We start from the raw sequence: 10681 nt of genomic DNA, 5'->3' as shown, positions 1-10681 counted from the left end.
TGGTGGTCCAGATCACCACGCTGGCCCCGCGGGCCGCGTCGGACCCCTGGGTCACGGGGAACTTCACCCAGATCGTGGGGGAGACGTGGTCGTGATACTCGACCTCGGCGTCGGCCAGCGCGGTGCGCTCCACCGGGCTCCACATCACCGGCTTTGAGCCGCGATAGAGCTGGTTCGAGGCCACGAACTTGTGGAACTCCGCGACGATGGCCGCCTCGCTGCCATAGTCCATGGTGGCGTAGCGGTTCTCCCAGTCGGCCAGGACGCCCAGGCGCTTGAAGCCGTCCCGCTGGACGTCGATCCACTGGCCGGCATAGGCGCGGCACTTTTCGCGGAACTCGGCCTTGGAGACCTCGTCCTTGCGGCGGCCCTTGCTGCGCAGCTCCTCCTCAATCTTCCACTCGATCGGCAGGCCGTGGCAGTCCCAGCCGGGCACGAAGTCCACGTCGTAGCCCATGGCGAAGCGCGAGCGGACCACGAAGTCCTTCAGGGTCTTCTGCAGGGCGTGGCCGATATGGATGGCGCCATTGGCGTAGGGCGGGCCGTCATGCAGCACAAACAGCGGCGCGCCGGCGGCCTGGCGGGCCTTGCGGGCGGCGTGATAGAGGCCGATCTCGTCCCACTTGGCCAGGATTTGCGGCTCCTTCTGCGGCAGGCCTGCGCGCATGGGGAAGTCGGTCTGGGGCAGGAAGACGGTCTCGCGATAGTCGCGCCCCGCCTGATCGGGAGAGTCGGTGCGCTTTTCAGCGTCGTCGGCCATGGGATTTTTCGTCCAAGTCGGAGGCGGAGGAGGGCGGAACAGGTCCCGGCGCGCGCTGGATCATAGGCTCCGGCGGCGTCACGCCGGGCGCGTAATTCGCAAGGATTTGCGGCCCCTCGTCATGGGGCGGTCCTAGCAGACCGTCGCGGCGCGAGCGAGCCCTTTAGGCTGGCCCCGAGAGTCTCAAGGCGGGCTTCAGAAGTCGGGCATCAGGATTTGGCGGGCCTGGCCGGCGTCGCGCATGACCTGTTCGACCATGGCGTCGAGGCTGACGAACTTCAGCTCCGGACGCAGGAAGGTGATCAGGTCGGTCTCGATGGTCTGGTCGTAGATGTCCTCATCGAAGTCGAACAGCCAGACCTCCAGCACGGGGGCCACTTCACCGACCGTCGGATTGACCCCGATATTGGCCACGCCGGGCACCTCGCGGCCGTCCGGCAGGCGGGTACGGGTGGCGTAGACGCCGAAGCGCGGCTGGACATAGTCGTCCACCTGCACATTGGCGGTGGGGAAGCCGAGCTCGCGGCCCAGTTGCCGGCCCCGCTGGACGACGCCTTCGATGGCGAAGGGCCGGCCGAGGATGGCCGCGGCGGCTTCGGGCTGGCCGTCGCGCAGGGCGTCGCGCACGGCGGTGGAGGAGTATTTCTCACCGCTGTCGTCGGCCACGGCGGTCGCCACCGAGACGCCGAAGCCGAATTCCTGTCCATAATCCGTCATGGTCGCGGGGCTCCCTGTCCGACCCTTGCCGAAGGAAATGTCGAAGCCTACCGCCACGTGCGCCACCCCCAGGCCCTCGTGCAGGACGTGCTGGGCGAAATCGCGATCGGTCAGGCTCGCCATCTCCTGGTCGAAGGGGAGAACGTAGAACAGGTCCACGCCCAGGGCCTCAAGGGCGCGGGCCTGCTGGCCTGGCCGCATCAGGCGAAATGCCGGCGCATTGGGCGCAAAGATCTGCCGCGGGTGCGGATCGAAGCTGATCACGCCCAGGGGCGCCCCCTTTTCGCGGGCGGCCCGGGCGGCGAGCGCGATCACCTGCTGGTGGCCGCGATGGACTCCGTCGAAATTGCCCAGCGCAATGGCCGCGCCACGATCCCGGGCCATGAGGCCCTTCCATCCCTTGATCACCCGCATCGGTCAGGCGTCCCGCTTGGGCACGAGGACCACGGCCTCGCCGTCGGCCACGGTCTTGCCGGCCACGGTGCAGACGGTGGCGAAGGTGGCGTGGCCCTTGCGGGGGTCCAGGTCGCGGACGGTGACGGTGGTGGTCACCTCGTCGCCAAGCCCCACGGGGCGGCGGAACCGCAAGGTCTGGGAGACATAGACCGCGCCAGGGCCTGGCAGACGTGAGCCCAGGACGGCCGAGATATAGGCGCCGGTCAGCATGCCGTGGGCGATCCGGCGCTTGAACGGCGTGGTCGCCGCATAGGCCTCGTCCAGGTGCAGGGGGTTGTCGTCGCCGGAGACGGCGGCGAAGGCCTCCACATCGGCGGCGCTCACCGTTCGGGCGATCTGTGCGCTCTGGTCCAGACTGAGGTCCTCGAAGAATAGTCCCGGCAAGGAAACGCTCCCCATTTTTGGCCCTGCATAGACGCAACCCAGCGCAATGCGAAGGCGCTTGCGCTGGACGCGGGCGCCGATCTGCGCCGAAGATGGCCCCGACAGGCTTCCAATGGGGAGAGCGATGGGAATGTGCAAGACGCTGATCGGCGCCGCCGTAGCGCTTGGTTTGCTGGCCGCCTGCGACCAGACTCCGGCCGATCCGGTCCCCCCACCGCCGCAGACGCCGGTGAGTCAGTCCCCCTCCTGACGCCAGCCGATGGGGGTCCCGGCCCCTACCAGGCCAGGTCAGCCATAGCCCAGCGGGCCTGGGCGCCCGCCTGCCGGAGCAGGGCCTCGACGGCGGCGGCGTCCAACCCCTCGGGGGTGATGGTTTCGGCGCCGTGGATGCCGGCGGCGATGAACAGGACGTCGAGCCCCTGGGCGTTGGCGCCCTTGACGTCGGTGGCCACCCCATCGCCGATGCAGAGCAGGCGGGCGCGGTCCACCGGGCGGCCGGTCAGGCGCGCGGCCTCGGCGACGCAGAGATCGTAGATGGGCGCATGCGGCTTGCCGGCCATGACGACCTTACCGCCCAGGGTCTCGTAGAGCTGGGCGAGCGCCCCGCCGCAATAGATCAGCTTGTCGCCCCGCTGGACGACGATGTCGGGATTGGCGCAGACCATCTCCAGGCCGCGGGCTGCGGCGCCTTCGAACCGGTCCTGATAGTCCCCAGGGCCTTCGGTCTCGTCGTCGATGGGGCCGGTGCAGGCGATGAAGGCGGCCTTGTCGAGGGCCTCGAAGGACAGGCCCAGCCCTTCATAGAGTGGGGCGTCCCGGTCAGGACCCAGACGCCAGGCGGGACCGGGCGCGCGCTCGGCCAGCAACAGGCGGGTGGCGTCGCCGGAGGTGACGAAGGCCGACCAGGACTCCCGCGGCACGCCCAGGGCGTCCAGCTGGGCGACCACGTCGTGCGAGGGGCGCGGGGAGTTGGAGATCAGGATCACTGGCCCCCGCTCGGCCCGCCAGCGGGCCAGCGCCGCACAGGCGGCCGGAAAGCTTTCGCGGCCGTTGTGAATCACTCCCCAGACGTCGCTCAGCAGGACGTCATAGTGGTCGATGAGGTCGGAAAGGCCCTGGGGCGTCTGCGGCTTGGTCATGGCCTGCGGCGGTAAAGGTCGCCGGGTCCGCGGTCAATCGGGGTGTGCTGGAGGTCGCCCTCAGCCACGGCCGCCGGCGCGGCGGCGCAGGCCTTGGCGCAGGAAGTCGGCGGGGGGATCAGCCTCGGCCAGCACGGCCTCGCGGATCGGCCTCGGCTCGCCGAACAGGTGGCCCTGCCCATAGCCGACCTCGAGTTCCAGCAGGTCGACGATCTGGCGCTCGCTCTCCACCTTCTCAACGATCACCTCGACCCCATAGCGACGGGTCAGCTGGCAGAAATCCTCGGCGGCGAGGTCGGGCAGGGATTTCAGCACCAGCCGACCGTCCAGCTCGACCATTTCGTCCAGCAGCATCTGGGCGCCGACCCGGACGAACTTGACGTCGGAGCGGGCGAGATCCTGCAGGTCGAAGTCCAGGTCGGTGACCTTGTCCAGGGAGAAGCGGAAACCCAGGTCGGCGAGCTTGGCCATGTTGCGCGCCTCGACGGCCCCGCGGGCCTCGAAGGCGCTCTGACCGAGCTCGAAGATCAGGGCGCCAGCCAGGTCGCGATTGGCCGCCAGCATGTCCAGGAATTGCGGGAAGAAGCTCTCATCCCCGAGGCTGGTGGGGGCGACATTGCAGAAGATGCCGACCTTGCGGTCCTGTTTGGCCAGGCGTCGGACGATCTGCACGCAGCGGAACAGGAGCAGGTTGTCGATGGCCGTCATCAGGCCCTCGGCCTCGGCGACGCTGATATATTCGGCCGGCATCAGGATGCGGCCGCTCTCGTCGCGGAGGCGCGAGAAGCTCTCATAGAAGATGGTCTTGCGCTGAGGCAGGGCCACAACCGGTTGCAGGTAGAGATCCACCCGGTTGTCGGCCAGGGCGCCACGGACGGTCTCCAGAAGCGCAGCCTCACGGCGGGGATCATGGCCGGGCCGGGTATGGACCGGCGGGGCGGTGACCCGCTCTTCCAGCCTCTGGCCCATGCGCTGGACCAGGTCCTCTAGCATGTGAACCTCGTCAGACAGCTCTTCGGACCGGCGCACGGCCTCGTCGGTGACGGTCTCGACCACCTGCGACAGGCGGGCGTCGACCTTTTCCACCTGGTCGAGGAGGATGCGGTGGGCGTCACGCAGGGCGGCGATCTCGCCGCGCAGGCCGGAGGCTGTCAGGGCATGCTCGATCAGGCCGTGGAAGGCGAAGGCCAGGCCCAGGCCGCCCACCAGGGCGGCCACGCCCGCACCCCAGCCACCGCCATTTCGCCAGAGCGAAAGGGCGATGATCAGCGCCAGACAGAGATAGGCGCCGCAGAGCAGCGCAAGCGTCAGCCTTCGCATGAACCCGCCTGTTCGAATCGCCTGGCAGTATCGGTCACGCCGGGGGCGCAAGTCGAACAGATTAACGAATACGCCCAGGCTGGGCGCGAAATGGCCGCAGGCGGCGGCCTAGCGGGTGGGGACGGGATTTTCGCCGCGATAATCATAGAAGCCGCGGCCTGCCTTGCGACCCAGCCAGCCGGCTTCGACGTACTTCACCAGCAGCGGGCAGGGGCGGTACTTGGAGTCGGCCAGGCCGTCATAGAGGACGTTCATGATCGACAGGACCGTGTCGAGGCCAATGAAGTCCCCCAACTCCAGGGGGCCCATCGGATGGTTGGCGCCCAGCTTCATGGCCGTGTCGATGGCTTCCACCGTGCCGACACCCTCGTACAGGGTGTAGATCGCCTCGTTGATCATCGGCACCAGGACGCGGTTGACGATGAAGGCCGGGAAGTCCTCGGCGTTGGCGGTGGTCTTGCCGAGCGACCGGGCGAAATTGACCGCGGTCTCGTAGGTCTCGGCGCCGGTGGCGATCCCGCGGATGATCTCCACAAGATTCATCCGCGGCACGGGGTTCATGAAGTGCAGGCCGATGAACCGCTCGGGACGATCAGTGGCCGAGGCGAGCCGTGTGATCGAAATGGACGAGGTGTTGGAGGCCAGCAGGGTGTTGGGACCCAGGTGGGGAGAGAGGGCGCGGAAGATCGACTTCTTGACCTCCTCGTTCTCGGTGGCGGCCTCAATGGCCAGATCCGAGGCGCCCAGGGCCTGGAGTTCGGCCGCCGGCTTGATCCGGGCCAGCGCCGCATCCTTGGCGGCCTGGTCGATCAGTCCGCGGGACACCTGGCGGGCCATGGCCTGCTCGATATGGGCCATGCCCGCATCGATCCGCTCGGGGCTGACATCGTGCAGCAGCACATCATAGCCGCCCAGGGCGCAGACATGCGCGATGCCGGAGCCCATCTGGCCGGCGCCGATCACGCCCACCGATCTGATCTCAACCATGTCCAATCGCCCCGAATTCTGCGGGCGGCCTTGAGGCCGCCTCTGGTCTGTGACGGCTTTCTAACATGGGCGATGGCGACCCCGCCAAGGTCTTTATGTTGCGGCGCAATGTGGATGACCCGTTCCTTGTGGCGCCAAAGCCGCACCCGGAAACGAAACGAGGCGGCGCCCGGGGGCGCCGCCTCGTCAGTCCGGTGCCGGCGGTCTGGCTTAGCCGAGGGCCGTCATCAGTTCAGGAACCGCCGACTTGTAATCGGCCACCAAGCCATAGTCGGCGACCTGGAAGATCGGCGCATCGCCGTCCTTGTTGATCGCGACGATGACCTTGGAGTCCTTCATGCCGGCCAGGTGCTGGATGGCGCCCGAAATGCCGATGGCGATGTAGAGCTCCGGCGCCACCACCTTGCCGGTCTGGCCGACCTGGTAGTCGTTGGGGGCGTAGCCGGCGTCCACGGCCGCGCGGCTGGCGCCGACGGCGGCGCCCAGGCGGTCCGCCAGGGGCTCGATGACCTTCTGGAACTCTTCGGCCGAGCCCATGGCGCGACCGCCGGAGACCACGATCTTTGCGCCGGTCAGTTCCGGACGCTCGGACTTCACGATCTCTTCGCCGACGAACTTGGCGCCGCCGGCGCCTGCGCCCGCGTCAATCTCTTCGACCGCGGCCGAACCGCCTTCGCCAGCCGCCTTGAAGGCGGTGGTGCGGACGGTGACGACCTTCTTGGCCTCGGCCGACTGCACGGTCTCGAGCGCGTTGCCGGCATAGATCGGCCGCACGAAGGTCGAGGCGTCGACCACTTCGACCACGTCGGAGATATGCGAGACATCGAGCTTGGCGGCGATGCGGGGCGAGAAGTTCTTGCCCTGCGAGGTGGCGGGCGTCAGCACGGCGTCGTAGCCGGACATCAGGGGGACCACCACGGCCTCGACGGCCTCGGCCAGGCCATGACCCAGATCGTCGCTCTGGGCCAGCAGGACCTTGCGCACGCCTTCGATCTTGGCGGCGGCCTCGGCGGCGGGCTTGGCGTCCTTGCCGACCACCAGGATGTCGATATCGCCGCCGATGGCCTTGGCGGCCGAGACGGTCTTATGGGTGTTGTCGCTGAGCGCGCCGGCGTTCAGGTCGGCGATGACGAGTACGGCCATTAGAGCACCCCCGCTTCATTCTTGAGCTTGGCGACCAGGTCGGCCGCGGTTTCGACCTTGATGCCGCCACTGCGCTTGGGCGGTTCAGCGACCTTGAGGACCTTGAGACGCGGCGCGGTGTCGACGCCGTAGGCGGCGATGTCCTTGGCGTCGAGGGGCTTTTTCTTCGCCTTCATGATGTTGGGCAGAGACGCATAGCGCGGCTCATTGAGGCGCAGGTCGGCGGTCACGATGACCGGCAGCGGCGCTTCGATGGTCTGCAGACCGCCGTCGACCTCGCGGGTGACGGTCGCCTTGTCGCCGGAGATTTCCAGCTTGGAGGCGAAACTGGCCTGGGGCCAGCCGAGCAGGGCCGAGAGCATCTGGCCAGTGGCGTTGTTGTCGCCGTCGATGGCCTGCTTGCCCATCACCACAAGGTTCGGAGACTCCTCGTCGATGACCGCCTTGAGCACCTTGGCGACCGCCAGGGGCTCCAGGTCGGCGTCGGTCTGCACCAGGATGGCGCGGTCGGCGCCCATGGCCAGCGCCGTACGCAGGGTTTCCTGGGCCTGAGCCGGGCCGATCGAGACGGCGACCACCTCAGTGACGACGCCCTTTTCCTTCAGACGGACCGCCTCTTCGACGGCGATCTCGCAGAAGGGGTTCATGGACATCTTGACGTTGGCGAGGTCCACGCCGGTTTCGTCGGACTTCACCCGGGGCTTGACGTTGTAATCGATCACCCGTTTGACCGGGACCAACACCTTCATGAAAGCCTCAAATTCGCATTGCGTAAGAATGGGACGCACGGGGCATAACGTTTCCCGCGCGGTTTGCAAGCCAGGGACATGGGGCAATTTGCGCCAATGTCGACCCTAGCCAGGGAGAAAAAGCCCGAATATGAGCCTTCCGATGAACCGCTTCATCGACCGTCTGAAACTCGTTTTCTTCGGGGCCTTCCTGCTCTCGCTGGTCGGCATCTTCGGCTACCACGCCCATGTCGTCTGGCCCGCGGAGCGGTGCGAGTCGAAAGGGAGCTGGTGGGATCCTGACGGCCGGGTCTGCGCCCGGCCTGTGTTGATTTCCGACATCACCGGCCGGACCATCCCCGAGCGCAAGGCCGCCCAACAGGCCGAAGCCGAGGCCCGGGCCGCCGCGGCGGCTCCCTGAGAGCTCAGCCACGGGTCGCCCCTGGCGACCACAGGACGTCCAGGGCGCCATTGGCGTTGGCGCGGCGAGACGCCACAAACAGCAGGTCCGACAGGCGATTGAGGTATTTCAGGGCCGGGGCGGCCACCGGCTCGGATTGAGCCAGGGCCACCGCCGCCCGTTCGGCCCGTCGACAGACCGTGCGGGCCTGATGCAGGGCCGCCGCCGCCGCGGTCCCGCCCGGCAGGACAAAGGAGGTCAGGGGCGCGAGATCCTGGTTGATCTCGTCGATCTCCCGCTCCAGCCGGTCCACCTGGCCCTCTGTCACCCGCAGCACCTTGGAGATGTCCTCCCCGGGCGTCGGGGGGGTGGCGAGGTCGGCCCCCAGATCAAACAGATCGTTCTGTATGCGCCCCAGCATGGCGTGCAGGAGGGGGTCTTCGACGGTATGCAGCCGCGCCAGGCCCAGGCAGGCGTTGGTCTCATCGACGCCCCCGTAGGCTTCCACCCGAGGATCGGTCTTTGACACCTCCGCCCCATTGGCCAGGCGCGTGGCGCCGCTGTCGCCGGTGCGGGTGTAGATGCGGTTCAGGACCACCATGATCGGCTCAGCCCCCGTAGGTGTTTCGCCACCAGACGGCGCTCACCAGGATGATCACCGCACAAGCCTGCAGCACCACCCGAAGGCGCATGAGCTTGTTGGAATAGGACCGTCCAAAGTCCCCGCCCCGGAACAGGGCGTAGATTCCCACCCCCAGGGTGAGGGTGACGGCCACGAGGCTGGCGGGGATCAGTATGGCGAAGATCTGGGTCATGGCCTGTCTGCGGGATGCTTGAGCTTGATTGGAATGTAGGGCCTCGGGGCGCATTTGCACGAAGCTGATTTCGACTCTCAATCGCGAAAATGGTTGATCAAATTCAGTGAATCGGGTTCATTCAATGGCTGTCGGTGGTGGGGTGGAAAATAGGCTTAACACCCCGTTTCCGCTTGCAAATTGAGTGCGACAGCACGTCACGCCCCATGACCGACATAATTTCGCTATCCCCTAGAATGTCAGACTTATACCGCGAGTAAGTGAACGCACTCGCTGAAACTCGCCCCTTCAGGACGGGGTCGGCGTTGCGAGCGGAGCTCGATTTCCAGCGTCCATCGACCTTCCGGCGGTCCGGCAAGGTGGTTTGGGCCGATGCGCCGACGGTCTCCCCCGCCTCGGCTAGACGGAGTTAGAAACCAGATGAAGCACGTCGCCGAGGTGGAGGGTCACGCCGAGACCCAGGTCCGCATGCCCACCCGCCGGGCCCTGGCCAAGCAGCAGACCCGGGCCAAGGTGCTTGCCGCCGCCCGCGAGCTGTTCAGCACCCAGGGTTATGAAGGCGCCACGATCCGCGATATCGCCGCGGCGGCAGGGATGTCCACGGGGGCGGTCTTCGCCAATTTCGCCGACAAGTCTGAACTGTTCCGCGAAATCATGACCTCCGACCTCAATGCGGTGTCCGCGGCCATGGCTGAAGCCGCCGCCCGGGGCCGCACGGTCGATGACGCCCTGCTGAAGGCCTTCAGCGCCGGCTATGGCTTCTATCGGGGTCAAATGCCCCTGGTCCGCGCCGCCCTGGGTCTGTCGTGGTCCTGGGAGGATGGGCAGGCTCTGCGGGCGCTGCCGGCGGTCCAGGAAATCGTTGAGATTTTTGCCGACCAACTGGCGCTTGGCGTGGAGCGCGGCGAGCTTTCCCAGGAGTGTGAGATCAAGCTCCGCAGCCAGATGCTGTTCGACAACTACCTGGCCAACTATCCGCAGGCGGTCTTCGCCGGCTGGAGCCTGGAAGCGCTGCAGGCCCGCGCCCGGGATCAGATTCGGGTCATCCTGGCGGGGGCGCGTAGGGGCTAGGACGCCATGGGGTGACCTCTCCCAAGGGAAAGTTGCTTGCTCCCAACCCCCAAGGCGGGTCTGTTGCGAGCTGGAAACAAATCAGGACGCGCCGTCAGAGCGCGCTTGGGGGGACATTGAATCTGCGCCAGACCCAAAAGGAGGCGACGCGCCGGCGTGTGCTCGACGCCGCCCGCGACCTGTTTGAGACGGTCGGCTACGAAGAGACGACGGTGCGGGAGATCGCCAGCCAGGCCGGCGTGGCGGTGGGCAGCGTCTTCACCTGCTTCGCCTCCAAGGCCGAGGTGCTCAGTCAGGTGATGCTGGATCGGCTGGAGGATCTCTATGCCGAGCTCGATCGCATCACGCCGCATCTGCGCGGCTCCACCGCCGACCGCCTGACCTCGATCTTCGCCCTGCACTACGCCTTCGAGACCCGGCGCACGCCCCTGTTCCTGGCCCATATCGCGGCGGCCTATAACTGGCGACCGGGATCGGACTCGGTGCCCTATGGGCGCAATCCGCGGCTAAGGGCCATGATCCAGGATTGCGTCGCCGGAGGACGGGACCGGGGGGACGTCGCCGCGGACGCCGACATCGCCCTGATCGTCGACACCCTCATGGCCGCCTACGCCTGGAATTACCGGATGGCGGCGTGGGAGAACGCCGGGCCTGAGCAGATGAGCGCCATTATGGAGCGCCAGATCAGCCTGATCGCCGGCGGCTTCCAGCCCAAGGCGGCGTAGAGCATGATGCGATCAGACGGAACCGTCTGATCCTTG

Annotated in this window: 13 protein-coding genes; 3 read left to right on the top strand and 10 right to left on the bottom strand. The window is 67.2% G+C overall.

Features of this window, described 5'->3' with window-relative positions; genetic code table 11:
- From Q7V15_RS07550 to Q7V15_RS07515, 8 genes are all read right to left on the bottom strand, one after another.
- Positions 1-760, bottom strand: a 760-nt coding sequence (locus tag Q7V15_RS07550; RefSeq protein WP_304754838.1) for a class I tRNA ligase family protein, incomplete at its 3' end; no start/stop codon positions are given.
- Between the two features lie 195 nt (positions 761-955).
- Positions 956-1861, bottom strand: coding sequence for a bifunctional riboflavin kinase/FAD synthetase (locus Q7V15_RS07545; RefSeq protein WP_304754837.1), 906 nt, complete (start codon positions 1859-1861; stop codon positions 956-958).
- A 33-nt stretch (positions 1862-1894) separates the two neighbouring features.
- A complete protein-coding gene (locus tag Q7V15_RS07540) occupies positions 1895-2317 on the bottom strand; it encodes a MaoC family dehydratase (RefSeq protein ID WP_304754836.1) in 423 nt (140 codons plus the stop codon).
- A 275-nt stretch (positions 2318-2592) separates the two neighbouring features.
- A complete protein-coding gene (locus Q7V15_RS07535) occupies positions 2593-3456 on the bottom strand; it encodes a TIGR01459 family HAD-type hydrolase (protein ID WP_304754835.1) in 864 nt (287 codons plus the stop codon).
- A gap of 60 nt (positions 3457-3516) precedes the next feature.
- The gene (locus tag Q7V15_RS07530; RefSeq protein WP_304754834.1) at positions 3517-4776 is read right to left on the bottom strand and encodes an EAL domain-containing protein; all 1260 of its coding nucleotides are present in this window, start codon (positions 4774-4776) and stop codon (positions 3517-3519) included.
- 108 nt (positions 4777-4884) lie between these two features.
- Positions 4885-5763, bottom strand: a complete 879-nt coding sequence (locus Q7V15_RS07525) for a 3-hydroxybutyryl-CoA dehydrogenase (protein ID WP_304754833.1) — start codon at positions 5761-5763, stop codon at positions 4885-4887.
- A gap of 210 nt (positions 5764-5973) precedes the next feature.
- Positions 5974-6906, bottom strand: coding sequence for an electron transfer flavoprotein subunit alpha/FixB family protein (locus Q7V15_RS07520; protein ID WP_304754832.1), 933 nt, complete (start codon positions 6904-6906; stop codon positions 5974-5976).
- Positions 6906-7655 (bottom strand): electron transfer flavoprotein subunit beta/FixA family protein, encoded by a 750-nt coding sequence (locus Q7V15_RS07515; RefSeq protein WP_304754831.1) that lies wholly within the window; start codon positions 7653-7655, stop codon positions 6906-6908. The genes Q7V15_RS07520 and Q7V15_RS07515 overlap by 1 nt, the downstream gene beginning before the upstream one ends.
- A gap of 130 nt (positions 7656-7785) precedes the next feature.
- Here Q7V15_RS07515 and Q7V15_RS07510 point away from each other — a divergent pair, with 130 nt between their 5' ends.
- The gene (locus tag Q7V15_RS07510) at positions 7786-8055 is read left to right on the top strand and encodes a hypothetical protein (RefSeq protein ID WP_304754830.1); all 270 of its coding nucleotides are present in this window, start codon (positions 7786-7788) and stop codon (positions 8053-8055) included.
- A gap of 4 nt (positions 8056-8059) precedes the next feature.
- Here the strand turns inward: Q7V15_RS07510 and Q7V15_RS07505 are convergent, their stop codons facing one another.
- Positions 8060-8635, bottom strand: a complete 576-nt coding sequence (locus Q7V15_RS07505) for a cob(I)yrinic acid a,c-diamide adenosyltransferase (protein ID WP_304754829.1) — start codon at positions 8633-8635, stop codon at positions 8060-8062.
- Between the two features lie 7 nt (positions 8636-8642).
- Positions 8643-8849: a twin transmembrane helix small protein gene (locus Q7V15_RS07500; protein WP_304754828.1), complete on the bottom strand. Its 207-nt coding sequence runs from the start codon at positions 8847-8849 to the stop codon at positions 8643-8645.
- A 420-nt stretch (positions 8850-9269) separates the two neighbouring features.
- Between Q7V15_RS07500 and Q7V15_RS07495 the strand changes: the two genes are divergently transcribed.
- A complete protein-coding gene (locus Q7V15_RS07495; RefSeq protein WP_304754826.1) occupies positions 9270-9920 on the top strand; it encodes a TetR/AcrR family transcriptional regulator in 651 nt (216 codons plus the stop codon).
- A 116-nt stretch (positions 9921-10036) separates the two neighbouring features.
- Positions 10037-10645 carry a TetR/AcrR family transcriptional regulator gene (locus Q7V15_RS07490; RefSeq protein ID WP_304754825.1) on the top strand — a complete coding sequence of 203 codons (609 nt, stop codon included), beginning with the start codon at positions 10037-10039 and terminating at the stop codon, positions 10643-10645.
- The last annotated feature ends 36 nt before the right edge of the window (positions 10646-10681 follow it).

It is taken from the genome of Phenylobacterium sp., assembly GCF_030651755.1.
Taxonomy (GTDB): Bacteria; Pseudomonadota; Alphaproteobacteria; order Caulobacterales; family Caulobacteraceae; genus Phenylobacterium.
This window is presented reverse-complemented; position numbering and strand designations above follow the sequence as displayed.